General features: G+C 70.2%; 26 protein-coding genes and 1 tRNA gene. 13 read left to right on the top strand and 14 right to left on the bottom strand.

Translation table 11 applies throughout. The annotated features are described in order from the left end of the window. Positions 1-199: 199 nt before the first annotated feature. Positions 200-281, bottom strand: a tRNA-Tyr gene (locus ACFYWI_RS03510). A gap of 192 nt (positions 282-473) precedes the next feature. On the opposite strand from ACFYWI_RS03510, the gene ACFYWI_RS03505 reads away from it, so the two are divergent. From ACFYWI_RS03505 to ACFYWI_RS03475, 7 genes are all read left to right on the top strand, one after another. Further along, entirely contained in the window at positions 474-962 is a 489-nt protein-coding gene (locus ACFYWI_RS03505; RefSeq protein WP_389224709.1) for a YajQ family cyclic di-GMP-binding protein, read from the top strand. Between the two features lie 479 nt (positions 963-1,441). Further along, entirely contained in the window at positions 1,442-1,825 is a 384-nt protein-coding gene (locus ACFYWI_RS03500) for a hypothetical protein (protein WP_389224707.1), read from the top strand. A gap of 14 nt (positions 1,826-1,839) precedes the next feature. Continuing rightward, entirely contained in the window at positions 1,840-3,408 is a 1,569-nt protein-coding gene (locus ACFYWI_RS03495) for a peptidoglycan-binding protein (protein WP_389224705.1), read from the top strand. A gap of 8 nt (positions 3,409-3,416) precedes the next feature. Next, positions 3,417-3,863 (top strand): hypothetical protein, encoded by a 447-nt coding sequence (locus ACFYWI_RS03490; RefSeq protein WP_389224703.1) that lies wholly within the window; start codon positions 3,417-3,419, stop codon positions 3,861-3,863. Between the two features lie 22 nt (positions 3,864-3,885). Further along, the gene (locus ACFYWI_RS03485; protein ID WP_389224701.1) at positions 3,886-4,296 is read left to right on the top strand and encodes a hypothetical protein; all 411 of its coding nucleotides are present in this window, start codon (positions 3,886-3,888) and stop codon (positions 4,294-4,296) included. A 497-nt stretch (positions 4,297-4,793) separates the two neighbouring features. Beyond that, positions 4,794-5,300, top strand: coding sequence for a methylated-DNA--[protein]-cysteine S-methyltransferase (locus ACFYWI_RS03480; protein ID WP_389224699.1), 507 nt, complete (start codon positions 4,794-4,796; stop codon positions 5,298-5,300). Positions 5,301-5,307: 7 nt separating this feature from the next. After that, entirely contained in the window at positions 5,308-5,964 is a 657-nt protein-coding gene (locus tag ACFYWI_RS03475; protein WP_389224697.1) for an alpha-ketoglutarate-dependent dioxygenase AlkB family protein, read from the top strand. Between the two features lie 29 nt (positions 5,965-5,993). Here the strand turns inward: ACFYWI_RS03475 and ACFYWI_RS03470 are convergent, their stop codons facing one another. Further along, positions 5,994-6,263, bottom strand: coding sequence for a GlsB/YeaQ/YmgE family stress response membrane protein (locus ACFYWI_RS03470; protein ID WP_389224695.1), 270 nt, complete (start codon positions 6,261-6,263; stop codon positions 5,994-5,996). Positions 6,264-6,348: 85 nt separating this feature from the next. Here ACFYWI_RS03470 and ACFYWI_RS03465 point away from each other — a divergent pair, with 85 nt between their 5' ends. Beyond that, on the top strand, positions 6,349-7,581 hold the full coding sequence (locus tag ACFYWI_RS03465; protein ID WP_389224693.1) for an APC family permease: 1,233 nt from the start codon (positions 6,349-6,351) through the stop codon (positions 7,579-7,581). A gap of 148 nt (positions 7,582-7,729) precedes the next feature. Here ACFYWI_RS03465 and ACFYWI_RS03460 read toward each other — a convergent pair whose 3' ends face one another. The 12 genes from ACFYWI_RS03460 to ACFYWI_RS03405 all read right to left on the bottom strand — a co-directional run bounded on the left by ACFYWI_RS03460 (position 7,730) and on the right by ACFYWI_RS03405 (position 19,303). Continuing rightward, positions 7,730-8,128, bottom strand: coding sequence for a YccF domain-containing protein (locus tag ACFYWI_RS03460; RefSeq protein WP_389224691.1), 399 nt, complete (start codon positions 8,126-8,128; stop codon positions 7,730-7,732). After that, complete coding sequence (gene htpX / locus ACFYWI_RS03455) at positions 8,125-8,988, bottom strand: zinc metalloprotease HtpX (protein WP_389224689.1); 864 nt, start codon at positions 8,986-8,988, stop codon at positions 8,125-8,127. The genes ACFYWI_RS03460 and htpX overlap by 4 nt, the downstream gene beginning before the upstream one ends. Positions 8,989-9,150: 162 nt before the next feature. Next, complete coding sequence (locus tag ACFYWI_RS03450) at positions 9,151-10,680, bottom strand: NADH-quinone oxidoreductase subunit N (protein ID WP_389224687.1); 1,530 nt, start codon at positions 10,678-10,680, stop codon at positions 9,151-9,153. Continuing rightward, on the bottom strand, positions 10,677-12,302 hold the full coding sequence (locus ACFYWI_RS03445; RefSeq protein ID WP_389225213.1) for an NADH-quinone oxidoreductase subunit M: 1,626 nt from the start codon (positions 12,300-12,302) through the stop codon (positions 10,677-10,679). The genes ACFYWI_RS03450 and ACFYWI_RS03445 overlap by 4 nt, the downstream gene beginning before the upstream one ends. A 27-nt stretch (positions 12,303-12,329) precedes the next feature. Beyond that, entirely contained in the window at positions 12,330-14,318 is a 1,989-nt protein-coding gene (locus ACFYWI_RS03440) for an NADH-quinone oxidoreductase subunit L (protein ID WP_389224685.1), read from the bottom strand. Next, positions 14,315-14,674 carry an NADH-quinone oxidoreductase subunit NuoK gene (gene nuoK / locus ACFYWI_RS03435; protein WP_389224683.1) on the bottom strand — a complete coding sequence of 120 codons (360 nt, stop codon included), beginning with the start codon at positions 14,672-14,674 and terminating at the stop codon, positions 14,315-14,317. The genes ACFYWI_RS03440 and nuoK overlap by 4 nt, the downstream gene beginning before the upstream one ends. Further along, on the bottom strand, positions 14,674-15,246 hold the full coding sequence (locus tag ACFYWI_RS03430) for an NADH-quinone oxidoreductase subunit J (RefSeq protein ID WP_389224681.1): 573 nt from the start codon (positions 15,244-15,246) through the stop codon (positions 14,674-14,676). The genes nuoK and ACFYWI_RS03430 overlap by 1 nt, the downstream gene beginning before the upstream one ends. Beyond that, on the bottom strand, positions 15,243-15,905 hold the full coding sequence (locus ACFYWI_RS03425) for a 4Fe-4S binding protein (RefSeq protein WP_389224679.1): 663 nt from the start codon (positions 15,903-15,905) through the stop codon (positions 15,243-15,245). Before ACFYWI_RS03425 ends, ACFYWI_RS03430 begins: the two co-directional genes overlap by 4 nt. Before the next feature lie 2 nt (positions 15,906-15,907). Beyond that, on the bottom strand, positions 15,908-16,873 hold the full coding sequence (locus tag ACFYWI_RS03420) for an NADH-quinone oxidoreductase subunit H (protein ID WP_389224677.1): 966 nt from the start codon (positions 16,871-16,873) through the stop codon (positions 15,908-15,910). Continuing rightward, entirely contained in the window at positions 16,870-18,294 is a 1,425-nt protein-coding gene (locus tag ACFYWI_RS03415; protein ID WP_389224675.1) for an NADH-quinone oxidoreductase subunit C, read from the bottom strand. The genes ACFYWI_RS03420 and ACFYWI_RS03415 overlap by 4 nt, the downstream gene beginning before the upstream one ends. After that, on the bottom strand, positions 18,291-18,914 hold the full coding sequence (locus ACFYWI_RS03410; protein WP_389224673.1) for an NADH-quinone oxidoreductase subunit B: 624 nt from the start codon (positions 18,912-18,914) through the stop codon (positions 18,291-18,293). Before ACFYWI_RS03410 ends, ACFYWI_RS03415 begins: the two co-directional genes overlap by 4 nt. Next, positions 18,905-19,303 carry an NADH-quinone oxidoreductase subunit A gene (locus ACFYWI_RS03405; RefSeq protein ID WP_389224671.1) on the bottom strand — a complete coding sequence of 133 codons (399 nt, stop codon included), beginning with the start codon at positions 19,301-19,303 and terminating at the stop codon, positions 18,905-18,907. The genes ACFYWI_RS03410 and ACFYWI_RS03405 overlap by 10 nt, the downstream gene beginning before the upstream one ends. 210 nt (positions 19,304-19,513) lie before the next feature. On the opposite strand from ACFYWI_RS03405, the gene ACFYWI_RS03400 reads away from it, so the two are divergent. The 5 genes from ACFYWI_RS03400 to ACFYWI_RS03380 all read left to right on the top strand — a co-directional run bounded on the left by ACFYWI_RS03400 (position 19,514) and on the right by ACFYWI_RS03380 (position 26,505). Then, entirely contained in the window at positions 19,514-20,719 is a 1,206-nt protein-coding gene (locus ACFYWI_RS03400; RefSeq protein WP_389224669.1) for a sensor histidine kinase, read from the top strand. Positions 20,720-21,044: 325 nt separating this feature from the next. After that, on the top strand, positions 21,045-22,397 hold the full coding sequence (locus ACFYWI_RS03395) for a sensor histidine kinase (RefSeq protein WP_389225211.1): 1,353 nt from the start codon (positions 21,045-21,047) through the stop codon (positions 22,395-22,397). Between the two features lie 207 nt (positions 22,398-22,604). Then, complete coding sequence (locus tag ACFYWI_RS03390; RefSeq protein ID WP_389225209.1) at positions 22,605-23,264, top strand: LuxR C-terminal-related transcriptional regulator; 660 nt, start codon at positions 22,605-22,607, stop codon at positions 23,262-23,264. A gap of 249 nt (positions 23,265-23,513) precedes the next feature. Continuing rightward, entirely contained in the window at positions 23,514-25,451 is a 1,938-nt protein-coding gene (locus tag ACFYWI_RS03385) for a 2-oxoacid:acceptor oxidoreductase subunit alpha (protein ID WP_389224667.1), read from the top strand. Beyond that, the gene (locus ACFYWI_RS03380) at positions 25,444-26,505 is read left to right on the top strand and encodes a 2-oxoacid:ferredoxin oxidoreductase subunit beta (RefSeq protein WP_389224665.1); all 1,062 of its coding nucleotides are present in this window, start codon (positions 25,444-25,446) and stop codon (positions 26,503-26,505) included. The genes ACFYWI_RS03385 and ACFYWI_RS03380 overlap by 8 nt, the downstream gene beginning before the upstream one ends. The last annotated feature ends 310 nt before the right edge of the window (positions 26,506-26,815 follow it).

Genomic DNA, 26,815 nt, shown 5'->3' with positions numbered 1-26,815 from the left:
GCGGGGCGTGGCAGCATCCCGACCCGTCGCCCGCGCTGGCCCGCGTATGGCCCGCACGCGCTGGTCGGACCCCAGATCAAGGCGGCACAGAGTGAGACAGGTCACCCCGTTTCGATTCCACTCGAAAGATCACTCCGCGGCAACGAGAAGACCCCCGTCGCCCTGCGTTTCCGCAGTTCAACGGGGGTCTTGCTTCGCGTGGCGGCGCCAGGATTCGAACCTGGGTAGGCTAAGCCGACGGATTTACAGTCCGTTCCCATTGGCCACTCGGGCACACCGCCATGGGATGTCGCCCGAAGGGGAACCGCTGTGGGGCGGTGCTCCGTGGCAACGACGTAAACGATACCTGATGCCCGGGGGTGCTCCGCCACCGGATTGATCAGCACTCGGGTGGGCGCGGATGGCTAGGCTTGGCCGTGCGGTCCGGTCAGCCGGCCGCGCCTCCACGCACCCGATACAAGGAGCCACAGGACATGGCCGACTCCAGTTTCGACATCGTCTCGAAGGTCGAGCGGCAGGAGGTCGACAACGCCCTCAACCAGGCCGCGAAGGAGATCTCGCAGCGCTACGACTTCAAGAACGTCGGGGCCTCGATCTCCTGGTCCGGCGAGAAGATTCTGATGGAGGCGAACTCCGAGGACCGCGTCAACGCGATCCTGGACGTCTTCCAGACGAAGCTGGTCAAGCGCGGGATCTCGCTCAAGGCGCTGGACGCGGGCGAGCCGCAGCTCTCCGGCAAGGAGTACAAGATCTTCGCCTCGATCGAGGAGGGCATCTCCCAGGACAACGCCAAGAAGGTGGCGAAGGTCATCCGCGACGAGGGCCCCAAGGGCGTCAAGGCGCAGGTCCAGGGCGACGAGCTGCGGGTCAGCTCGAAGAGCCGGGACGACCTGCAGGCCGTGCAGGCACTGCTGAAGGGGCAGGACTTCGACTTCGCCCTGCAGTTCGTGAACTACCGCTGACTCCGGCGGGCAAGCCGGGGCGGCCTTGTAGTCCTGCGGGTCGAACTTCGGCGGCCGGGCCGCCGCGCGAGCCGCGTTTCTTGCGGTTGCGGGCCTGGTCGACCTTGTCCGGAATGGTTGCAGCGGATCCCGCCGCGATCGGGCCGGATCCGCGGCCTGCCCGGCCCGAGACGCGGTGCATGGACCTTGTTCAGGACAGGCTCGAACTGCGGGGAATCGCCTCGCTGCCCGGCCGTGATCACGATGGACATGGGCTTCTGGCCCTGTTCTTTCTGGATGAGGGTGCGGTCCTTCGGCTTTTGCGGTGGGCGCGGCGCGCGTCGCCTGGTGGCACATGCGCGGGAGCCCTGTGGGGAACCTGTGGTGCTGGGCGTGTCCATGGCAGTCTTCTGCTAACTTCCTGACGGTTGTGACCTGGCACAACTTCCCTGTCCGGAAGGTGTGTCGGGGTCGGGGACGCGGGAAACGGGGGAAGGGCCATGACCTCTGCGGAGGGCTACCAGGTCGGGCACAAGGGCATGTCGGGCCAGGCCGGCGAACTGGACGGTTCCGGCAACGACGTGGGCAAGATCCGCAAGGCCGTCGCCAGCACGATGTGCTACACGCAGGACGCCCTGGGCGGCTCCGACACCGGGCCCGCTTTCAACGCGTTCGCGGCTGCCTGGGAGGCCGAGACCAAGGTCCTCGAAGCAGCCCTGCACGAACTCGCGGACAAGGTCCGCCTCTCCGGCCACGCGTACCGCGGTTCCGACATCGACGTCCGTACGGGAGCCCACGCCGCCTCCGTCGGCTCGGCGGCCGACGCGGGCGTCAGTACGATGCCGGCCCACACCCAGCGCCCGTCCGCGCTGGCCGCCTACTGACGGGGCACGCGTCCATGACGGAATCCACGAACGACCGCAGGCAGAAGCTCGACGGCCTGCGCGGGCGCATCTCCTCGGCCGGCAGCAAGAACGACCTGATCGACGCGATCGAGGCCGCCCTCGGCGTCTCGGCACCGGTCGGCGACCCGAAGGTCATCCGAGCCCTGGGCAAGCGCTACGCCGGCCAGACCGACGAGGCCGACGCGGTGAGCGACCGGATCGGCAAGATCGCCCGCAAGGGTCTTCCGCAGGTCTGGGTCGGCGACACGAGCGTCCTCGCCTCCGACGTGGTGGGCGCCGCCTCCCGCGACGCCCAGCAGATGATCGAGGCGTTCCAGGGCGGCGGCAAGGCACTGATCGCGCTGTCCGACGCGCTGGAGACCGCGCAGACCAAGGACGGCACCGGCCGCGGCAAGCTGCGCGACGCCCGCACCATGCTCGGCGGCAAGGACGGCTTCTTCGACGACTGGCACGAGGACGATGACGAGGAGGACCTCCGTCTGCGGGCCCGCTCGCTGGCCTCCCACGGCGTCGACGACCTGCACACGGCGGCCGCCGACGCCGACGACGCCGCCCGCGTCGCGGCCCGCGACCTCAACAAGTTCGCCGCCGAGGCCCGCGCCGGCCAGATGGACACCGACGAACTCACCGCCACCGACCGCCTCGCCCTCGCCGACACCAGCAACGTCGGCGGCCACGCCGAACTGAACGAGATCCTCAGCGCCAACGACCTCGAACGCTCGGGCCGCGCCATGGAGAACCTCTCGCCCGCCGAACGGGCCCGTATGGAACGGCTCCTGGCGAACGCGTCGAGCCCGCAGGAGAAGGCGTACCTCTTGAAGGCCCTCGCCTCGGGCTACGACGTCGGCGAGGTCGAGAAGTTCGGCGGGAAGATCCACGGCAAGGACTCGACGTGGCTCCAGGAGCACCTGGCGCCGGTCACCACCGGCTCGGGCACGGGGCAGGAGGAGCAGAAGTTCGGTGACGAGCACTGGTCCCAGGACGACGAGACCTGCGTCCCGTCCTCGACGGTCACCGCACGCGCCCTGGTCGACCCGGTCTACGCCCTCGAACTCACCGGCGGCCCCGACGGCCAGGACAATGACCCCGACCACTTCCGCAAGCGCCTGCACGACGAGCAGTTCCGGATGAACGACGAGGGCGACGGCGAGTACGACGGCTGGTGGTGGGACCGCCACGCGGCCGGCATGGACTCCGACGGGCAGGAGGAGATCTCCGACAGGGAACTCGGCCCGCACACCGGCGACAAGTACGACACGCAGGAGATGGACGGCGCCGACGACCGGCGCGGCGTCCTGCCCGACATCGAGAAGTCCGTCGCCGACGGCAAGCCGGTCCCCTTCAACATCTCCCGCAAGGACGAGGACGGCAACATGCACGGCCACAGCCTGATGATCATCGGGCAGGAGGACGGGAAGCTGCAGATCTACAACCCCTGGGGCACCACCACGTGGGTGAGCGAGGACGACTTCATCAACGGCGACCTCAGCGCGGCGACCGACGACCGTTACTCCAAGGCCCATAAGGGCGATGTCAGCCGCGTCTACATCGAGCGGAACTGATGGTGTCCATGCGATCCGCCCTGCGTACGGCGCCCGCCCTGGCCGCCCTGGCCGCCCTGCTCCTCGTCCTCACCGGCTGCGGCGACTCCGGGCCCGCCGCGTACGGCACCGACGACCGGACCATCACCGTCGACGACGGCGAGAAGTTCACGCTGAAGGTCCCGGCCAACCCCGAGCTCGGCCAGAACTGGTACCTGGCGAGCCCGCGCGCGGACGCGGACGTGCTGAAGTACCGGGGCGACCGCGAGGACACCGGCGACGGTGACGGAACCCAGTTCTTCGACTTCACGGCGCTCTCACCCGGGAAGGCGACGGTGAAGCTGCTGTTCTGCCCCTACGGCCGGTGCCACAGCGCCGACGAGGGCGCGTCGAAGCCGGTCCCGACGGCCACGGGCACCCCGAAGGACTCGGACCAGGAAGCCGCCTACTACCTCTATACGATCACCGTCCGCTGAGCCGGACCGGAACGGAACGACGATGGTCCACGACCGCTCCCCACGCACCGACGACGAGGTGCTCGCCGCCACCGACATCGAGGCGCTGCTGCGCCACGGCCTCAGCCGCGACACCTTCCGCACCGCGCTCTTCGGCGACGGTGCGATCGCCGCCGCCGTCACCCTCGACCGGCTCGGTGTGCCGCCGCGCTCGGTGACGTACGTCGCGAAGATCGTCCGGGTCGGCGGCCTCGCGTACGCGGCCGGGCTGGCCGAGCCCCTGCCGTCGGGTGCCGCGTCCGCATGCCTGCGGGACTGGCTGGAGACCGCGGCGCAGGTCGCGGGCACACCGGATGACGAGGCGCGCGCCGCACGCTGGCTGGACACGGTCGCCGAGCTCATCGGCCTGCGCCGCGGCAGCCGGGCCGCGACGGCGGGGCCCGGTCCGGCCTGATCCAAACGAGAGGCGCCGGCCAAGAGGCACTAGCTTGATCTTCAACTGTCCTTCACCATCGCCCTGCGAACCGCCCGCCACACCGTGAGCACAGCCGACGCCACCGGACCGGCCCGCCTGGCCGCCATCCTGACCCACTCCCGCAACCTCGCCGCCCCACGGCGCCGTTCGCGCACCAGCCCACGCTGCGTCAAACGCACCCTGTCGCCCCACGCCTGCAACAAGACCAGAGGCAGCGTCGGACACAAAACCACCGTGACCACCGACGTCACACTCCTGGCCGGAACCGCCAGACCCTAACTTCCCGGTCTTGGGCTTCAGGCAGCCACCATGGGGCGAGCCTCGAAGCCGGGGGCGGAGCGATTCGATCGCTCCGCCCCCGCCCTGTTGCCGCAATGTCCGAAATCCGCCAGCTTCCGCGGCGCCGGGGCCGCAGACTCGTAGACGTGGAACACGACGTAGACACACGGAGCACCCCGCAAGGAGGGGAACGAGTCATGACCACTGTGTACGCGGTCGTCGACAGCCCGCTGGGCGCACTGCTGCTGGTCGGCGGGACGTCCGCCACGGCGAACGGCGGCACCGCGCTCGCTTCCCTCTCCGTACCCGGGCAGAAGGGCGGCGCCGTCGTCCAGGACGGGTGGCGCGACGACCCGGCGGCCTTCGTGGAGATCGGCCGGCAGCTGACGGCGTATTTCGAGGGGCGGCTGACCCGCTTCGACATCGAGTACGTGGACGGCGGGACCGCCTTCCAGCGACGGGTGTGGCAGGCGGTGGAGGAGGTCCCGTACGGGGAGACGACGACCTACGGGAAGATCGCCCGGCAGGTCGGTACGTCCGCGGCCGGGATCCGGGCCGTGGGGACCGCGATCGGCCGCAATCCGCTGCTCGTCGTCCGTCCGTGCCACCGCGTGATCGGGGCGGACGGCGCACTGCGTGGGTACGCGGGCGGTCTGGAGCGCAAGGAACGGCTCCTCGAACTCGAGGGCGCGCCTGCATCGTGAGCCGGTCGTGAGCGGGACCTTGTTTCCCGGGGAACGGGCGGTCGTCGCGCCCGGCGCGGTGCATGTGCCCGGCTGGCTGCCGGTGGAGCGCCAGCGGGAACTGGTCGAGGCCTGCAGGGCCTGGGCACGCGGACCCGTACCGATCCGGCACACCGTGCTGCCGGGCGGCGGTGTGATGTCGGTGCAGACCGTGTGCCTCGGCTGGCACTGGCAGCCGTACCGCTACTCCCGTACGGCGGACGATGTGAACGGCGAGCCGGTCGCGGAATTCCCCGACTGGCTGGTGAAGTTGGGGCGCGCGGCGCTGGTCGATGCCTACGGGGAGGACCAGGGCGATCAGGGATACACCCCCGACACCGCGCTGATCAACTTCTACGACGGCACGGCGCGGATGGGAATGCACCAGGACAAGGAGGAGCGGTCCGGTGCCCCCGTGGTGTCGCTGAGCATCGGCGACAGCTGCCTGTTCCGCTTCGGGAACACGCAGACGCGAGGGCGGCCGTATACCGATGTGGAGCTGGCGTCCGGGGACCTGTTCGTCTTCGGCGGGCCGTCCCGCTTCGCGTACCACGGGGTGCCGAAGGTGCTACCGGGCACGGCCGACCCGGCAACGGGGATGAGCAGAGGGCGGCTGAACATCACCCTGCGCGAGACCGGCCTGTGAGCCCTCGTCGCCCCACCTTCTCCGCGTGCTCAGCGTGAGCGTGAGTGGCCGAACAGGATCCGGTAGACGATCAGCAGCACGAGCGAGCCGCCGATCGCCGCGGCCCAAGTGGCCCCGTCGTAGAAGTCGTTGGCAATCGGCCGGTCCAGCCAGCGCGCCGATATCCAGCCCCCGGTGAACGCGCCCACCACGCCTATGACCGTGGTGCCGATCAGTCCGCCCGGATCACGGCCGGGCAGCAGGATCTTGGCGATGGCCCCGGCCAGCAGCCCGAGGACGATCCAACTGATGAAGTTCATGCCGTGAACCTGCCTTTCGAACAGTGTTGTCCCTCAGGACGACGCGGGGACGGGCGCGGTTGCGGAGATCAGTAGGGTGCGGCGTATGACACCGGAACTGCGGCGGACGCTGGGGACATTCGACGCGGTCGTGATCGGTCTGGGGTCGATGGTCGGGGCGGGCATCTTCGTGGCGCTGGGTCCGGCGGCCCGGGCAGCCGGGTCCGGGCTGTTGCTCGGTCTCGCGCTGGCCGCTGCCGTCGCGTACTGCAACGCCATGTCGTCGGCGCGCCTCGCGGCCCTCCATCCGGCGTCCGGCGGCACCTATGTGTACGGGCGTGAGCGGCTGGGTGCCTTCTGGGGGTATCTGGCCGGCTGGGCGTTCGTCGTCGGAAAAACCGCCTCCTGCGCGGCGATGGCGCTGACGGTCGGCGCGTATGCCTGGCCGGAGCAGGCGCACGCCGTGGCGGTCGCCGCGGTGGTGGCGCTGACTGCCGTGAACTACGGGGGCGTTCAGAAGTCGGCGTGGCTGACCCGGGCGATCGTGGCAGTGGTGCTGGCGGTCCTCACGGCGGTCGTGGTGGTATCCCTCGGGTCGGGGGCGGCTGACTCGGCACGGCTCGGCTCAGGCGGGGACGTCTCGGTGGGCGGGGTGCTGCAAGCGGCGGGTCTGCTGTTCTTCGCCTTTGCCGGATACGCGCGGATCGCCACACTGGGCGAGGAGGTACGGGACCCGGCCCGTACGATCCCGCGGGCGATCCCCCTGGCGCTCGCCATGGCGCTGGCTGTGTACGTGTGTGTCGCGGTCGCGGTCCTTTCCGTGCTGGGCGCGGACGGGTTGGGCCGGGCTGTGGCTCCGCTCGCCGATGCAACCCGGGCGGCGGGCGCGTCCTGGCTGGTGCCGGTGGTGAGTGCGGGTGCCGCCGTCGCGGCGCTCGGTTCTCTGCTCGCGCTGATTCTGGGTGTCTCCCGCACGACGCTGGCCATGGCCCGGGACGGACATCTGCCGGGAGCACTGGCCGCCGTGCATCCACGGTTCCAGGTGCCGCACCGCGCCGAACTGGCTGTGGGAGCCGTCGTCGCGGTGGTGGCGGCGACGGTGGACGTGCGCGGGGCGATCGGCTTCTCGTCGTTCGGAGTGCTCGTGTACTACGCCATTGCCAACGTCTCGGCCTGGACGCTGAGTTCCCGCCGGGCGCGGGCGACTGCCGGGTGCGGGCTCGTGGGGTGTCTGGTGCTGGCGTTCGCGCTGCCCACGGTGTCCGTCGCTGTCGGAGCAGCGGTACTGGCGGCAGGAGCGGGGCTGTACGCGCTGCGCAGGCGGCGTCCGCGTCGGTGAACCGGGCCGTTCGCGGCGGGCACCGTCGGGCGGGGACGACCTCGGTGTCCCTGGGCACGAGAAGTTCGAGGCGTCGGCACCGCCCGCACCGGGAACCGGTCCCATCGGTCCGCGTCGTACTCGAGCGGTGAGTGCCGCGGACCGGGCCCTACCGGTACTGCTCCGTGAAGGGCCGGTCCGTCGGGACGATGTCCTTGCCCAGCGGCATCAAGGAGATCGGAATCATCTTGAAGTTGGCGATGCCGAACGGAATGCCGATGATCGTGAGGCACAGCGCGATGCCCGTGCCGATGTGTGCGAGGGCGAGCCACCAGCCGGCCAGAAGCAGCCACAGCACGTTGCCGATGAGGGAGGCGGCGCCCGCGTCCCGGCGGTCGACCACCGTATTGCCGAAGGGCCACAGGGCGTAGGCGCCGATCCGGAAGGCTGCCAGGCCGAACGGGATGCCGATGATCGTGATGCACAGGATCAGGCCTGCGACCAGGTATCCCAGAAAGAGCCAGAAGCCGCTCAGGACGAGCCATATGACGTTCAGAATGGTTCTCACGGGCGATGACCTGCCATCTGCTCGAGTCGAGCGATTCGTTCTGCCATGGGCGGGTGGGTCGAGAACATCTTGGCGAGGCCGCGGACCGGGCCAAAGGGGTTCGCGATCATCATATGACTCGCCGTCTCGATGCGCGGCTCGGGCGGCAGAGGCAGCTGCTTGGTGCCCGCGTCCAACTTGCGCAGCGCGCTCGCGAGGGCAAGCGGGTCACCGGTGAGCTGGGCTCCCGACGCGTCCGCCTCGTACTCGCGCGAACGGCTGACGGCGAGCTGGATCACAGAGGCCGCCAACGGACCGAGGATCATGATCAGCAGCATCCCGAGGAGCCCGGGGCCGTCGTCGTCGTCGGAGCGGCCGACAGGGATCAGCCAGGCGAAGTTCACCAGGAACATCACCACCGAGGCGAGGGCCCCGGCGACCGACGAGATGAGGATGTCGCGGTTGTAGACATGGCTCAGCTCGTGGCCGATGACCCCGCGCAGCTCACGCTCGTCCAGGAGCCGCAGGATTCCCTCGGTGCAGCACACCGCCGCGTTGCGCGGATTGCGGCCGGTGGCGAAGGCATTGGGGGCCTGGGTGGGCGAGATGTAGAGGCGGGGCATGGGCTGGCGGGCCTCGGTGGAGAGCTCGCGGACCATGCGGTACAGCGCCGGGGCCTCGAACTCGCTGACGGGGCGTGCTCGCATGGCCCGCAGGGCCAGCTTGTCGCTGTTCCAGAAGGCGTACGCGTTCGTACCGATCGCTACGACGAGCGCGACGATCAGCCCCGTGCGGCCGAAGAAGCTGCCGATGACGAGGATGATTGCGGACAGTCCCCCAAGGAGTACGGCGGTCCTCAGCCCGTTGTGCCGGCGGTGCACGGTACGCCCTCCAAGTGGTGCGGCAGGGGAACCCTTTTGCGTGGTGGTGCTCCACTGTTCAGTGGACCCTTCTGCACTGGTCAACGCCAGGCGAAGGACGCTGGTTCCCTGCACGCCCCGTCCCGGGGTGGGCCGTTCGGGTGAGGCCGGGCCCGCGAGGGCTCAGAACAGGCTGTTCGCCGCGAAGCGCAGCACCAGCTGGGGGTAGCCGGACAGGACGACGCCGATGACGGCGGTCAGGGCGATGACGACGGTCACAGGCGCGGGGGCGCGTCCGCGGGCCGGCTCGGCCGTTTCGGGGCCTTCCGCGGCCGGCTCCGGGGCGCGGAAGAGGATCGCCGTCCACTTCAGGTAGTAGTACAGGGCGATCACGACATTGACGCCCATGATCACGGCGAGCCAGCCGAGCCCGGCGTCCACCGCCGACGAGAACACCGTGACCTTGGCGAACAGGCCGATGATTCCTGGCGGCAGACCGGCCAGGCTGAGCAGGAAGAAACCCATGGCCAGGGCGGCGAGCGGGCGGGTGGCGTACAGACCGCGGTAGTCGGAGATCCGGTTCAGCGGACGGGTGCGGGCGACAAGCGCCGCTACCGCGAAGGCGCCGAGGTTCACGACGGTGTACATCAGTGCGTACGCGACCGTCGCGCCGATCTGGTCGTCACTGGAGTACGCCGCGGCCGCGATCGGCACCAGGAGATAGCCGGCCTGCCCCACCGAGGACCAGGCCAGCAGGCGGACCGCGCTCCACCGGCGGTCGGCCGACTGGCGCAGCGCCGCGACATTGCCGGCGGTCATGGTGGCGGCGGCCAGTACGGCCATCGCCGGGCCCCAGATGTCGGCGTACGCGGGGAACGCGATGACCGTCACCAGGATGAGGCCGGAGAAGCCGACCGCCTTGCCGACGACGGAGAGATAGGCAGCGATCGGCAGCGGCGCGCCCACATAGGTGTCGGGCACCCAGAAGTGGAAGGGGACCGCGGCCGTCTTGAACGCGAAGCCGACGAGCGTCAGCGCGACGCCGGCCTTGGCGAGTGTGTCCAGCTGGGCGGGTACGTTCTCCAGTTCGGCGGCGATCTGCGTCAGGTGCAGCGTGCCCGTGGTGGCGTAGACGAAGCTGATGCCGAGCAGCATCACGGCGGTCGCGGTGACCGAGGACAGGAAGAACTTCAGGGCCGCTTCGCTGGAGAGCCGGTCGCCACGCCGCAGTCCCACCAGGGCGAAGGCGGGCAGAGAAGCGACTTCGAGGGCGACGACGAGGGTGGCGAGGTCGCGCGAGGCGGGCAGCAGTGCGGCGCCGGCCGCGGAGGACAGCAGCAGGAACCAGAACTCGCCCGCCGGAAGCTTTTCGCGGGTGTCGGTGAGCGAGAGCAGGGCGGTCAGCAGTGCCCCGCCGAGCACCAGGAACTGGATGACGAGCGTGAAGTGGTCGGCGGTGTAACTGCAGGCATCGGCGTCGCTCGTGAGACAGAACGTCTCGCGGTCACCCTTGCGCAGAGGCACGAGGGTGACGATCGCGGCGGCGAGGCCGGCGATCGCGACAACACCCAGCAGCGGCTTCTGCCGGTCGGCGACGAAGAGGTCGGCGACCAGGACGGCCAGTGCGACCACCGCGGTGATGGTGGGGGGTGCGATGGCGAGCCAGTCGACGGACTGGACGAGGCTGGTGACGCTGTCTGCTGCCACGGTCACGACTTGCCTCCGGTAAGGAGCTTCTGCACTGCCGGGTCGGTGAGGCCCAGGAGGACCGCGGGCCAGAGTCCGGCGAGAACGGTGAGGGCGACGAGCGGGCTCCAGGCGGCGAACTCGTAGCCATGGACGTCGGCGAGCTGCGGCGGCGCCTTGCTCATCGCCCCCCGCGTCACGGCCGTGCCCCCGGCCGCCGCGTCGGTCGCCGCCGCGGCCGCTGCCGTCCCGGTGGGCTGCGCGCCCATGCAGACGCGGCGCACGACGACGAGCAGATACGCGGCGGTCAGCAGGGTGCCGAAGGCGCCGATCGCCATGAAGGTGAGGAACGCCGGGCGGCTCAGGCCGTCGGCGGGGTCGAAGGCGCCGAACAGCGCAAGCATCTCGCCCCAGAAACCGGCGAGGCCCGGCAGCCCGAGCGAGGCGACGGCAGCGAACGCGAGCAGGCCGCCGAGGCGGGGGGCCCGGCCGTACAGCGCGGCTCCGGTGGCACCCGCCAGGGTGTCGAGATCCGCGGTGCCGTACCGGTCCTTGACCGCTCCGACGAGGAAGAACAGCAGGCCGGTGATCAGGCCGTGGGCGATGTTGGCGAACAGCGCGCCGTTGACGCCCGTGGGGGTCATCGTCGCGATGCCCAGCAGGACGAAGCCCATGTGGCCGACCGAGGAGTACGCGATCAGGCGCTTGAGGTCACCGCCCGCGCCCTGCTTGGCCAGGGCGAGGCAGGCGAGGGACCCGTAGATGATGCCGACGACGGCGAACGCGGCGAGATAGGGCGCGAAGGTCTGCATGCCCTCGGGCGCGATCGGGAGAAGAATACGGACGAAACCGTATGTACCCATCTTCAGCAGGACGCCTGCGAGGAGCACGGAGCCGACGGTCGGGGCGGCGGTGTGGGCGTCGGGGAGCCAGGTGTGGAGCGGCCACATCGGTGTCTTCACCGCAAGGCCGATCCCGATCGCCAAAACGGCGGCGACCTGCACGGATGTAGTCAGGTCGCGGCCGTTGTCAGTGGCGAGTGCCACCATGTCGAAGGTGCCGGTCTTCAGCCCGATCAGCAGCAGGCCGAGCAGCATGACGACCGAGCCGAGCAGTGTGTAGAGGATGAACTTCCAGGCGGCGGGCTGCCTCGCCTCGCCGCCCCAGCGGGCGATGAGGAAGTACATCGGGATGAGCACCATCTCGAAGGCCAGGAAGAACAGCAGCAGGTCGAGGACGGCGAAGGTCGCGAGAGTTCCGGACTCGAGGACGAGCAGCAGAGCGACGAATGCCTTCGGCGACGGGCCGGAAGGCATCTTGAAGTAGCTGTAGAGCGCGCAGAGGAAGGTCAGCAACGCCGTCAGGACGACAAGGGGGAGCGAAATGCCGTCGACGCCGAGGTGGATCCGCACATCGAGTGCGGGGATCCAGCTGATGTCGGTCGTGGCCTGCATCTTCGACGGGTGGTCATGGTCGAAGCCCACGGCCAGGACGACCGCGGCGATCAGGATCGCGCCGGTGACCGTGACGCCGTGGCGCAGCACCGCCTGCCCGGGGCTGCTGCCGCGCAGCCCGGGAGGAGCGGGGAGCAGCGCGGCCGCCGCGCCGATGAGCGGGCCGACGACGATGAACGCAAGAAGGAACTGCATCACGGACGCGCTGATATCGATCACGGCTCACGATCCCGCGTTGACGTTGGACAGGACGACGGCGGCGACGGCCAGCACGACGGTGCCGGCGACCAGCACGGTGAGGTAGGTCTGCACGTTGCCCGTCTGTGCGCGGCGCACGCCGGCACCCAGCAGGCGGGCACCGGTGCCCGAGCCGCGTACGTAGGTGTCGACGACCTCGCGGTCGAGGAAACGGACGAGTTCGGCGGCCGCGCGCACGGGGCGTACGAACAGGGCGGTGTAAACGGCGTCGACGTGGAAGCCGGCGGCGGCATGACGGCGGAGCGGGCCGAGCAGCAGCCGGGCAGGGTCGTACGGGGCCGGTGCGGGGCGCGGCAGGTGGAGCGCCTCCGCCTCGACCAGCGCGGGCTCGGCGTCGGGGTGGGGCACGACGTCGGGGGCGACGGCCGCGCCGGTCCGGACGATGACGGCGCTCATGTGCCGCCAAGTGCCGTAGGTGATCAGGCCGCCGACGAGAGCGACGCCGGTGCCGAGGACGGCGGTCGTGACGGTCGGGGCGAGGTCATGGCCGTCGAACCAGCGGGGCAGCCGGCCGACGGTCAGGCCGAAGGCGAGCGAGGGGACGGCGAGCACCCAGAGCACGGTGGTCATGGCGAGGGGCTGCCGGCCGTGGTCGGGAGCCTCGGCGCCACGACCGCGGAAGGCGAGCAGCCACAGCCGCATGGCGTATGCGGCGGTGAGCAGGGCGGTGAGCAGACCGGATACGAGTACCGCCCAGCCGGCGGCCGCGGGCGCGATGTCCGAGTCGCCGAGGGCGGTGTGCTCGGCGGCCACGAGGACGGCTTCCTTGGAGAAGAAGCCGGCGAAAGGAGGGATCGCGGCGAGCGCGAGCAGGGCGATCGTCATCGTCCAGTACGCGTCGGGGATGCGCTTGGCCAGGCCGCTCATACGGGACATGGCGGCGAGCGAGTTGGTGCCCGCGGCGTGGATGATCACGCCGGCGGCGAGGAAGAGCAGCGCCTTGAACGCTCCGTGGGACATCAGGTGGAAGACGGCGGCACCACGGTCACCGACGGCCAGCGCGCCCGCCATGTAGCCGAGCTGGCCGATGGTCGAGTAGGCGAGGACGCGTTTGATGTCGTCCTGGGCCAGGGCGGCGAGCGCCGAGCCGACCATCGTGATCGCGGCCATCACGGCGAGGACGGTCATGGCCGCCGCGGAGGCGGCGAAGACAGGAAGGAGCCGGGCCACGAAGTAGATACCGGCCGCGACCATCGTCGCGGCGTGGATCAGCGCGGAGACGGGGGTGGGACCCGCCATCGCGTCGGGCAGCCAGGTGTGCAGCGGGAACTGCGCCGACTTGCCCGCCACGCCCGCGAGGAGAAGGAGCGCGATCAGAGTGGGGTGCTCGATGCTGCCGGCCGCGACGGCGCCGAGGACGCCGGTGATACGGAACGTTCCGGCGTCGACTGCGAGCGCGAACAGACCGATCAGGAAGGGGACGTCGCCGAGCTTGGTGACCAGAAAGGCCTTGAGGGAGGCGGCGCGCGCCTCGGGCGTCTCCCAGTAGTGGCCGACGAGGAAGTACGAGCAGATGCCCATGATCTCCCAGCCGACCAGCAGCACCATCAGGTCGCCGGAGTAGACGACGAGCAGCATCGCGGAGGTGAACAGGGAGACGAGCGCCGCGTACGACGAGTAGCGCGGGTCGTCGCGCAGATAGGCCGTCGAGTAGATCTGCACACAGGACGCGACGACTGCGACCAGGACCGCGGTGAGGGCGGCGAAGCCGTCGATGAAGAGGGCGAGGTCGATCGGGACCGAGCCGGTGGGGGTGAGCTGGGTCGAGGCGGCGATCGCTCGTCCGCCGTCCTGGCGTACGGCGACGACGACCGCGAGCGCGACCGCGGTGAGCGCCGGCAGTACGGCCAGCGGGCGTACGAAGCCCGGGGCGGTGCGGCCGAGCAGCAGTCCGGCGATGGAGCCGAGGAACGGAAGGAGGGGAACGAGGACGGCGAGGGTCGTGGTGGTCACGCGGTGGCCTCGGCCTTCTCCTCGCGGTCTGCGGGTGTGTCGCCGCCTGCCGTTTCGGCGGTGTCACGGAGCCGGTCGACGTCCGAGGTGCCGCGGTTGCGGTAGACCATCAGGACGATCGCGAGACCGATGCCGATCTCCGCGGCGGCGATGGCGATGGTGAAGAGGGTGAGCGCCTGGCCGGCGTGCAGGGTGTCGCGCAGCCAGATGTCGAAGGCGACAAGGTTGAGGTTGACGGCGTTGAGCATCAGCTCGACGGACATCAGGACGAGGATCGCGTTGCGCCGTGCGAGCACCCCGTACACCCCGACGCTGAACAGGAGGACGGCGAGCACGGCGGGATAGGCAAGGTGCATCAGCTCTTCCCCTCTCGGTCCGTGCCGGACCCCTCGTGGGCCTTGCGGGACAGGACGATCGCGCCGACGAGCGCGGCCAGCAGCAGTACGGAAAGCGCCTCGAACGGCAGCACCCAGTGCCGGAAGAGGATCTCGCCCGACACCTTGGTGGAGCCCTGGGGCGCTCCGTCCAGGTCGATCCAGGTCGTGCGGAACGCGTCCACGACGACCCAGACCAGGGCGGCCGCGGCGGCGACGGCCACCACGAGGGCGACCCAGCCGTTGGCGGAATCCGCGTCCGGGGAACGGCCGATGGGGGCCTTGGTGAGCATCAGCCCGAAGAGAAGGAGGACGACCACGGAACCGACGTAGATAAGAACCTGCACCCAGGCGATGAACTCGGCCGTGAGCAGGAGGTACTCGACGGCGATACCACCGAGCGCCACGACCAGCCAGAGGGCGGCATGCACCAGCTGCTTGGTCGTGACGGCCATGACGGCGGCGCCGAGAGTGGCGATACCGACGAGCAGAAACGCGATCTCGACGCCGGTCGGGGTGAGGAAGCCGTGCGATGCGGCCTCGGCCAACGTCATGCGGGGCCTCCCTCGCCCGATGCGTCGCCGGAGGGCCGGGTCGCCTCACCGGTGGACGGGGTGGGCCCTTCGGCCGACGGGGTCGCCCCATCGGTCGGCGCGGGGTCGGCGGGTGGCTGCTCGACGGCAAGTTTCTCGGCGGCGAGCTTCTCGGCCGCCTTGCGGGCCGCGACAACCTCCTTCGGCTCCTCGGCGCTCGGATCGAGCGCCGGCGGGGGCGGGACCGTCCACATCCACTCGCGGAGCTTGTCGCGCTCGTGGGTGAGTTCGTGGATGTCCGTCTCCGCGTACTCGAACTCCGGGGACCAGAACAGCGCGTCGAAAGGGCAGACCTCGATGCAGATACCGCAGTACATGCAGAGCGAGAAGTCGATGGCGAACCGGTCGAGGACATTGCGGCTGCGTTCGCGGCCGCCGGGGGTGGCCGACGGGACCGTCTCCTTGTGGGAGTCGATGTAGATGCACCAGTCGGGGCACTCACGGGCGCAGAGCATGCAGACCGTGCAGTTCTCCTCGAACAGGCCGATCACGCCGCGAGAGCGGGGCGGAAGTTCCGGCAGGGTCTCCGGGTACTGCTGGGTGACGGTCTTCTTCGTCATGGTCCGCAACGTGACGGCCAGGCCCTTGGCCAGCCCGGATCCGGGGAACGAGGGGGACATGTCTACATCACCACCTTGACGATGCCGGTGAGGGCGATCTGGGCGAGGGCGAGCGGGACGAGCGTCGTCCAGGCGAGCTTTTGCAGCTGGTCCTCGCGCATCCGGGGATAGGTCACGCGCAGCCAGATGACGATGAAGGCGAGCACGGCCGTCTTGAGGAGGGTCCACACCCAGCCGAGGCCTTCGGCGCCGAGCGGGCCGTGCCAGCCGCCCAGGAAAAGGACGGTGGTCAGACCGCACAGGACGACGATGCCCGCGTACTCGGCGAGCAGGAACAGCGCGAAACGCAGGCCGGTGTACTCGGTGTACGCGCCGAAGATGATCTCCGAGTCGGCGACCGGCATGTCGAAGGGCGGGCGCTGCAGTTCGGCGAGACCGGCGACGAAGAAGACGAGGGCGCCCACGATCTGCCAGGGCAGCCACCACCACTCGAAGGCGTTCAGGATGCCGGGCAGCGAGACCGTGCCGGCCGCCATGGCGACCGACGCGGCGGCCAGCAGCATCGGCAGCTCGTACGCCAGCAGCTGGGCGGCGGTGCGCAGTCCACCGAGAAGGGAGAACTTGTTGGCCGATGCCCAGCCCGCCATCAGCGAGCCGAGCACCCCGACGCCCATGACGGCGAGCACGAAGAAGATGCCGGCGTCGATGACCTGGCCGACCGCGCCCTCGCTCGGGCCGATCGGGATCGCGACCAGTACGAGGAGGTACGGGAGGAGGGCAACGGCGGGCGCGAGTTGGAAGATACGGCGGTCCGCGGCGGCCGGGACCACGTCCTCCTTCTGCGCGAACTTCACACCGTCGGCGACGAGCTGGGCCCAGCCGTGGAAACCGCCTGCGTACATGGGGCCGAGGCGGCCCTGCATATGAGCCATCACCTTGTGCTCGGTCTGCCCGATGACCAGGGGGAGGACCAGGAACACTCCGAAGATGACGAGCAGCCGGAAGGCGACATCGAGAGCGTCGTTCACGCGGGGTCGCCTCCGGTCGGTCGGTTCGGCTCGTTGTCGGGTCCTTCGGCGGGTTCGCCCGCCGGCTCGTCGGCGGACTCGGCCCGGGGCCGGGGGGCTTCGCGCTCGGGAGTGATGCCGGGTGCGGGTTCCGCCGCGGGTCCAGGTTCCGTCGCGGGTTCCGTTGCCCTTGCGGGTTCCGTCGCCGCTTCGGGTCCGGGTTCCGTCGCGGGTCCGGGTGCGGGTTCCGCCGCGGGTCCAGGTCCGGGTGCGGGTTCCGCCGCGGGTCCAGGTCCGGTCGCGGGTTCCGTCGCCCTTGCCGGTTCCGTCGCGGGTCCAGGTCCGGTCGCGGCCCCGGGGGCCGGCTCTGGCTCGGGCCCCGGGCCGGGTTCCGTCGCCGTATCCGGTTCCGGCGCGGCTTCGGGGGCCGGGGCGGGCTTCGGTGCCGGCGCCGCCGGTTTCGTTTCCGCGTCGTCGAATGCCGGGCGAGCCTGGTGCCACGGGGCGTCGGAGCTGCGGGTGCGCGGGGGTGCGGTCGCGTCGGCTTCCTGCCCCTCCTCCGGCCGGGGTTCGCTCTCGGAGCCCTCGGCCGCGCTGCGGCTACGGCGTGGTCCGGCAGGGCCTGCCGGGGGCGCATCCGGCGTCGCCCCCGCCTGGGAGGCCGACCCCTCGCTCGCGCTGCGGGTGCGGCGCGGCCGGGGTTCGGCCGCGGCCGGCGCCTCCGCTGCGGCCTGGGACGCCGAGCCTTCCGAGACGCTGCGGGTGCGGCGCGGTGGACGTTCCCCGGCGGCTCCGGCGGCCGCGCCCGCGGCGCGCGGGGTGCGGGCCGGCCGGGCCGGGGCCGGTGGGAGCTGGCCCTTGAGCGGGCCCCATTCGTTCGGGTCCGGGACGCCGGGCGGCAGCATCTGGCGGCGCTTGGGACCACCGTGCTCGGACTCCCCCGGCTCCTTGGCACCGGGCCAGGCCTTGGCCACCCGGGCGGCGAGCACGAAGTCCTTGCGCAGCGGGTGTCCCTCGAAGCCATCCGGCAGCAACAGTGGCACCAGATGCGGGTGGCCGGTAAAGGTGACGCCGAACATCTCGTAGGTCTCGCGCTCGTGCCAGCTCGCGCCCGCGTAGATGTCGACGGCCGAGGGCAGCGAGGGGAGGGAGTGCGGGACGGTGGTGCGCAGCAGCAGCCTGCGGACCGTGCGGCCCTCCAGGGCGACGACATGGGCGCAGATCCGGAAGCCGGTTCCCGGTTCGTCGACCGCGCTCAGCCAGTCGAAATACGTGCAGCCCAGCTTGTCGCGGGCGGTCTCCAGCGCGGCGATCCACGAGCCCACGGGGACATCGACCGTGAGGAGTTCGTAGGCATGCTCGGCCGTGGCCTCCTCGCCGAAGATCTCGGTGACGGCGTCCGGGAGCCGGTCGTACTGAGAGGTCTCGTCCTGCGAGGTCACTGTCCGCCCTCCCCGGCAGCGTGCACGGGTGGCGGGGTGACGAGGCCGCTCTGGAGTGCGGCGGCGGACGGCCGGGCACCGCCGTTTCCGTAGCGCTCACCCAGCGACTCGCGCGCGATCTTCTCCTGCAGTTTGAGGATGCCCTGCAGCAGCGCCTCGGGCCGCGGCGGGCAGCCGGGCACGTAGACGTCGACGGGGATGATCTGGTCGACGCCCTTGGTCACGGAGTACGAGTCCCAGTACGGGCCGCCGCAGTTGGAGCAGGCGCCGAAGGAGATGACGTACTTGGGCTCGGGCATCTGCTCGTACAGACGCTTCACCGCGGGGGCCATCTTGTCCGTCACCGTGCCCGAGACGATCATCAGGTCCGCCTGGCGCGGGCCGGGCGCGAAGGGAATCACGCCGAGCCGGATGAAGTCGTGGCGTGCCATGGACGCCGCGATGAACTCGATGGCGCAGCAAGCCAGTCCGAAGTTGAAGACCCACAGGCTGTAGCGGCGGCCCCAGTTGAGGACCACCTTCATCGGCTCGGGGGCGAGCCGGGCAAGCGCGCCGAGCCTCTTCGGCTCGGGAAGCAGCTCGGGCACGGGAAGCAGCTCGGGATCGGGGGTCACGTCCATGTCAGGACGCCCTTCTTCCATGCGTAGAGCAGTCCCACGGCCAGGAAGCCGAGGAAAATGAACATCTCCACGAGCGTTGTCGCGCCGTATCCGGGGGCCGCGAAGACCGTGGCCCAGGGAAAGAGGAAGATCGAGTCGACCGCGAAGATTACATACAGAAAAGAGTAGATGTAGTAGCGGACCTGGGTGTGGGCCCAGCCCTCGCCCACCGGGTCCACTCCGCACTCGTACGTCAGCAGTTTCTCCGGCGTCGGCACCACGGGCCGCAGCAGACGGCCCGCCCCGAAGGCCACGGCCACGAAGAGCACGCCGATGACCGCGAGCACTCCGACGACCGAGTAACTCTGGAAGTAGTCCGCCGCGAGCACGACCACGGTCGGTTCCGGCACGTCCGCCCCTCGCTCCCTGACCTCGCCTGCACCCTGTCGCCTTGTTCGACGATCTGTACGCACGGGAGTCTAGGCCCTGCTAAAGGGACCGTAAGCAGTCGCGTCACGCTTCCGCTGAGCACCGGAAGGGAAAGGGGTGGGGTTGTCCCTACCTTCTCCCACCCAAGAACCCCATGGCGCGCGGCCGTCCGGCCCGGCAGGCTGGCCCCCATGACCGCGAGCAACACCACGCCTGACAGCGACGACAGACAGGACGGGGACGACCGGCCGCCACCCGCGCGCTTCGCCTTCGACGGCTCGACATGGCGGGAGATCGCGCACCTGCTGGCCAATCTGCCCCTGGCTCTGCTCGGCTTCGTGTACGTCGCGTTCGCGATCTTCACCGGGGTCGGACTGTCGGTGACGGTGGTCGGTCTGCCTCTGCTCGCTGCCGGGCTCATGGGCGCCCGCGCCATCGGCATCGCGGATCGGGCGCGGGCCCGCAAGCTGCTCGGGGTCCGGATCGACGAGCCGAGCCCTCCGCACGGACGCGGCCGCGCGCGGGGCCTGATCCCCTGGGTGCGGTCGAGGCTGAAGGACCCGGTGGCCTGGCGTGCGGTGCTGTACGCGTGCATCCGGCTGCCGTGGGGCGTGCTCACCTTCACCGTCACGCTGGTGGGCCTGTTCGTCCTGTGGCCGGTACTCGCCTTCATCGTCCGCGGGCTGGCCAACGCCGACCGTGCGATGGTGCGCGGCCTGCTGTCGCCCTCCGACGAACTGGAGCGGCGGATCGCCGAACTGGAGTCCGACCGGGGCCTGGTGGTCGACACTGCCGCCGCCGACCTGCGCCGCATCGAACGCGATCTGCACGACGGGGCGCAGGCCCGCCTGGTCGCCCTCGCCATGGGGCTCGGCCTCGCCAAGGAGAAGCTGAGCGGGGACGCACTGGACACCGCGGCGGCGGCGGCCATGGTGGACGAAGCGCACGGCGAGGTGAAGCTCGCGCTCCAGGAGCTGCGCGACCTGGCCCGCGGCATCCACCCAGCGGTCCTGACCGACCGCGGCCTGGACGCCGCGCTCTCCGCCGTCGCCTCACGCTGCACGGCTCCGGTGGCGGTGACCGTGGATCTTCGGACGCGGCCCGCGGAGGCGATCGAGGGCATCGCCTACTTCACCGTGTCCGAGCTGCTGCAGAACGTCAGCAAGCACGCGAAGGCGAGCAAAGTGTCGGTGGACGTGTGGCGCAGGGACAGCCGGCTTCTCATCCAGGTCGTGGACGACGGCCGCGGCGGCGCACGGCTGGACGCCGGCTCCGGTATGGCCGGTCTCGCCGAACGGCTCGGTGCGGTGGACGGGCTCTTCGCGCTGGACTCGCCGGTGGGCGGCCCGACGACGGTCACGGCGGAGCTGCCCTGGCGGGAGCGCGGCGCCCGCTGACCGCTCGCCACGCCCGTACGGGTCCCTCCGCCCGGTAGGGGTCCCCCCCGCCCCGTACGGATCCGGGCCCCCCGCGGTACGAGCCCTCCGAGCGCAGACCGCTTCCCGCGCGCAGGACCCGGGCTTCATCGCGACAGGATTCGCCACGCGGCACAGGCCTCGGACCCTCCCCGCGACAGGATTCGCCACGCGGCACAGGCCTCGGACCCTCCCCGCAGTAGGGGAAACCCCCGGTCCAAGACGGATACCGCCCTCATGGTGCGCGGCGGTCGGCCGCAGCAGTCTTGGAGCCATGAAAGCCCGCATCCCAGAACGGACGACGCCGATGGCCATGAACCAGGGGTACGGACACGCAGACGTATACGGCCCCGAGACCCGGGCCCGTCGCCTGCCTTCCGTAGTGCGCGCTCCGCTCGAGGGCCGCACCTGGCGCGAGTTCGGCTATCTGATGCTCAGCCTGCCGATCAGCACGATCGCCTTCAGCTTCGCCGTCACCGTGACCTCCCTCGGTGCCGGGCTGCTCATCACCTTCCTCGGCATCCCGGTCCTCGCCGCCGGCCTGGCCGCACTGCGCGGATTCGGCGCGCTGGAGCGCGCCCGGGCCCGGGCCCTGCTGGGCCTGGACGTGGCCGACCCCCAGCCGATGCGTGCCGGCCCCCGCGGCCGCACGGGCAAGGGCGGCGTGACCGGCTGGATCGGCGGCGTTCTCAAGAGCGGAGTGTCCTGGCGGCATCTGCTCTACTCGGTCCTCCACTTCCCGTGGGCCGTCTTCGCCTTCTGCGTCTCGCTGCCGCTGTGGGTGTCGGGCTGGGGCCTGCTGCTCTATCCCCTGTGGCAGTGGGTCTTCCCGGTGTACGCCGGCCAGGACGGTCTTCAGCTGTACGGCGACCGCGGCCACGCCTTCTATCTCGACTCCCCCTTCGAGATCGTCGCGACCAGCGTCATCGGGCTGATACTCACCCTCGTCACGCCGTGGATCATGCGTGGGATGACGAGCGTGGACCGGCTGATGGTGGCCGGGCTGCTCGGGCCGTCCCGGCTCGCCACCCGCGTCGTCGAGCTGGAGTCGGACCGGGGCGTGGTCGTCGACACCGCCGCGGCCGACCTCCGCCGTATCGAACGCGATCTGCACGACGGGGCGCAGGCCCGCCTCGTCGCCCTCGCCATGGACCTGGGTCTGGCGAAGGAGAAGCTGACGGAGGACCCTCAGGCGGCGGCCCGGATGGTGGACGAAGCGCACGGCGAGGTGAAAGTGGCCCTGCAGGAACTGCGCGACCTGGCCCGCGGCATCCATCCCGCCGTCCTGACCGACCGCGGCCTGGACGCCGCACTGTCCGCCGTCGCCTCACGCTGCACCGTCCCGGTCACGGTCGAGGTGGATCTGGCGACGCGCCCGGCCCCCGCGATCGAGGGCATCGCCTACTTCACCGTGTCCGAGCTGCTGCAGAACGTCAGCAAGCACGCCCGGGCGAGCCGGGCGTCGGTGGACGTGTGGCGCTCCGACGACCGGCTGATGCTCCAGGTCACGGACGACGGCCGAGGCGGCGCGGACACCACCGCGGGCAGCGGTCTGGCCGGGCTCGCCGAACGGCTGGACGCCGTCGACGGAATCCTGGCCGTGGACTCACCGGCCGGCGGTCCGACGACGGTGACCGCCGAGCTCCCCTGGCGCGGCTGACCCCCGCTCCGCCCTCAACCCTGCCTCCTTCCCGCGTCCTCCCAAGGGCCATGGGTCCGGTCCCTGTCCAATACACGGGACTGGGCCCTTCCGCGCTCCCCAGCTGGAATGCTGGAGGCGGGGCCGCGCAGGCACGAGGCAGGGCCGCGCGGGCACCGAGTACGCGGGACGCATCGACAGGGGGGCTCAAAGGCAGTGAAGGACAGGGTGCGGGTGGTCATCGCCGAGGATTCCGTACTGCTTCGGGAGGGGCTGACCCGGCTGCTGACCGACCGCGGGCACGATGTCGTCGCCGGGGTGGGGGACGCGGAGGCGCTGATCAAGACGGTCGACGAGCTGGCCGCGCAGGCCGAGCTGCCGGACGTCGTCGTCGCGGACGTACGGATGCCGCCCACCCATACGGATGAAGGGGTGCGGGCGGCGGTGCAGCTGCGCCGCGACCACCCCGGGGTCGGGGTGCTGGTGCTGTCGCAGTACGTCGAGGAGCGGTACGCCACCGAGCTGCTCGCCGGCAGCAGCCGCGGTGTGGGCTACCTGTTGAAGGACCGTGTGGCGGAAGTACGCGAGTTCGTGGACGCTGTGGTGCGGGTGGCACGGGGTGGCACGGCGCTGGACCCCGAGGTCGTCGCCCAGCTGCTGGGCCGCAGCCGTAAGCAGGATGTGCTGGCCGGTCTGACGCCGCGCGAGCGTGAGGTGCTCGGCCTGATGGCCGAGGGCCGTACGAACTCGGCGATCGCCAGGCAGCTCGTGGTCAGCGACGGTGCGGTCGAGAAGCACGTCAGCAACATCTTCCTGAAGCTGGGCCTTACCCCGAGTGACGGGGATCATCGGCGTGTACTGGCGGTATTGACCTACCTGAACTCCTAATCGACTGACAATCTGTCAGCTGTCGAGTGAATCAGCAGTCCGAGAACCGAAGAATGAGTGGAGAGCGTCTTTCCTCAAAGGACCCGGGGGCGAGCAAACCATGGCAAACCAGGCCGTCGGACCATCTCAAAAGGACGTCCGAAATACGAGCGGTCCAAGGAAGGCCACCCTTACAGACGTAGGGTGGCATTGGGGTCGGCCGGTGCGCCGGCCGGGCCCGAGCAGCCGCCTCAAGGGAGGTCCAGTTCAGTGACCAGCCAGGTCAGCACCTCAGCCGAGCAGGCCGACGAGGCCGACGAGGCAGTCGTCGGTGGGCAGCGCAAGCCCGCGGGCGAAAAGGAAATCCGCCGCCTGGACCGGGTGATCATCCGCTTCGCGGGTGACTCCGGTGACGGTATGCAGCTCACGGGTGACAGGTTCACCGCGGAGACGGCGTCGTTCGGCAACGACCTCTCCACGCTGCCGAACTTCCCCGCCGAGATCCGGGCCCCCGCCGGCACGCTGCCGGGTGTCTCCAGCTTCCAGCTGCACTTCGCCGACCATGACATCCTCACGCCGGGCGACGCCCCGAACGTGCTGGTGGCGATGAATCCGGCCGCGCTGAAGGCGAACATCGGCGATGTGCCGCGCGGCAGCGAGATCATCGTCAACACGGATGAATTCGCCCAGCGGGCGATGGCGAAGGTCGGCTACGACACCTCACCGCTCCAGGACGGTTCGCTGGACGGCTACCACGTCCATCCGGTGCCTCTGACGACGCTGACGATCGAGGCCCTCAAGGACTTCGGGCTGTCCCGCAAGGAGGCCGAGCGCTCGAAGAACATGTTCGCGCTCGGGCTGCTGAGCTGGATGTACCACCGGCCCACCGAGGGCACCGAGACCTTCCTTCGCACGAAGTTCGCGAAGAAGCCCGCCATCGCCGAGGCGAACGTCGCCGCGTTCCGCGCCGGGTGGAACTTCGGCGAGACGACCGAGGACTTCGCGGTCTCCTACGAGGTCGCCCCGGCCACCCACGCCTTCCCCACCGGTACGTACCGCAACATCTCCGGGAACCTGGCCCTGTCCTACGGGCTGATCGCCGCGAGCAAGCAGGCCGACCTGCCGCTCTACCTCGGCTCGTACCCCATCACGCCCGCCTCCGACATCCTGCACGAGCTGTCCAAGCACAAGAACTTCGGTGTGCGGACCTTCCAGGCCGAGGACGAGATCGCCGGTATCGGCGCCGCGCTGGGCGCGGCCTTCGGCGGCTCCCTCGCGGTCACCACCACATCCGGCCCGGGTGTGGCGCTCAAGTCCGAGACGATCGGCCTCGCGGTGTCGCTGGAGCTGCCGCTGCTGGTCGTGGACATCCAGCGCGGCGGCCCGTCGACCGGTCTGCCGACCAAGACGGAGCAGGCGGATCTGCTGCAGGCCATGTACGGGCGCAACGGTGAGGCCCCGGTCCCGATCGTCGCGCCGCGCACTCCGGCGGACTGTTTCGACGCCGCTCTCGACGCGGCCCGGATCGCACTCACCTACCGCACCCCGGTGGTCCTGCTGAGCGACGGCTACCTGGCGAACGGCTCCGAGCCGTGGCGGATCCCGGACATCGACGAACTGCCCGATCTGCGGGTGCAGTTCGCGACCGGCCCCAACCATGAGCTGGCCGACGGCACCGAGGTGTTCTGGCCGTACAAGCGCGACCCGCAGACGCTGGCCCGCCCCTGGGCGGTACCGGGCACGCCCGGGCTCGAGCACCGTGTCGGCGGTATCGAGAAACAGGACGGCACCGGCAACATCTCCTACGACCCGGCCAACCACGAGTTCATGGTCCGGACCCGCCAGGCCAAGATCGACGGCATCGAGGTCCCGGACCTGGAGGTGGACGACCCGGCGGGCGCCACCACGCTCGTACTCGGATGGGGTTCGACGTACGGGCCGATCACCGCCGCCGTACGCAGGCTGCGCGCGGTGGGCATCCCCATCGCCCAGGCGCATCTGCGCAACCTCAACCCGTTCCCGAGGAATCTCGGGGACGTTCTGGGGCGTTACGAGAAGGTAGTGGTGCCCGAGATGAATCTCGGCCAGCTCGCCACCCTGATCCGGGCGAGGTATCTGGTCGACGCTCGCTCGTACAACCAGGTCAACGGCATGCCGTTCAAGGCCGAGCAGCTCGCGGAAGCTCTCAAGGAGGCCATCAATGACTGAGACAGCATCCGGTGTTCTTTCCCTGGTTCCCAAGGCCGAAGCCAAGCAGTCCATGAAGGACTTCAAGTCCGACCAGGAAGTGCGCTGGTGCCCCGGCTGCGGTGACTACGCGATCCTCGCCGCCGTGCAGGGGTTCATGCCCGAGCTCGGCCTGGCGAAGGAGAACATCGTCTTCGTCTCCGGCATCGGCTGCTCCTCCCGCTTCCCGTACTACATGAACACGTACGGGATGCACTCCATCCACGGCCGCGCACCGGCGATCGCGACCGGCCTTGCCTCCTCGCGCCGAGACCTGTCCGTCTGGGTCGTCACCGGAGACGGCGACGCGCTCTCCATCGGCGGAAACCATCTCATCCATGCCCTGCGGCGCAATGTGAACCTGAAGATCCTGCTGTTCAACAACCGGATCTACGGCCTCACCAAGGGCCAGTACAGCCCGACATCCGAGCTCGGCAAGATCACCAAGTCGACGCCGATGGGCTCGCTCGACGCGCCCTTCAACCCCGTCTCGCTCGCGCTCGGCGCGGAGGCGTCGTTCGTGGCCCGGACCGTCGACTCCGACCGCAAGCACCTCACCGAGGTACTGCGTCAGGCCGCCGACCACCAGGGCACCGCGCTGGTGGAGATCTACCAGAACTGCAACATCTTCAACGACGGCGCCTTCGACGTCATCAAGGACAAGCAGCAGGCGGAAGAGGCCGTGATCCGGCTGGAGCACGGGCAGCCGATCCGTTTCGGCAGCGAGGGCTCCAAGGGCGTCGTACGCGACGAACGGACCGGCGATCTCACGGTGGTGCAGGTGACCGCCGAGAACGAGTCGAGGATCCTCGTCCACGACGCTCACGTCGCGAGTCCCACGACCGCGTTCGCGCTGTCCCGGCTGGCCGACCCGGACACGCTGCACCAGACGCCCATCGGTGTCTTCCGCAGCGTGGAGCGGCCGGTCTACGACACGCTGATGGCCGACCAGCTCGACACCGCCATCGAGCAGAACGGCAAGGGCGACCTCGCCACGCTGCTCGCGGGCCGCGACACCTGGACCGTCGTCGGCTGACGCCGCAGGACATCGTCACAGAGGGGCAGGAGCCACCGGGCTCCTGCCCCTCTCGCGTGTACGGCCGCCCCCGGGCAGTTCTCCCCCGTGCGGGAGTTCACCCGGCGCGTCCCTTCTCCTCGCCGTAGGCGTCTCAGGCGTCGCGCGACGCCGTAGGCGTATCAGGCGTCGCGCGCGGCCCGCACCGGGTCCATCCTCTGCCGAATACGCCGCCGAGCTGTCGCGCGGCCGGTCCACGACGCCGCTCGCCGACCCGGTGGCCGCGGCGCTCGCGATCGCGTGACATGGACCCTTCCCCCAAGTTCCGTCA

Source organism: Streptomyces sp. NPDC002889, assembly GCF_042888425.1.
Classification (GTDB): Bacteria; Actinomycetota; Actinomycetes; order Streptomycetales; family Streptomycetaceae; genus Streptomyces.
The sequence above is the reverse complement of the archived record's forward strand: the minus strand, read 5'-3'. Positions and strand labels throughout refer to the sequence as shown.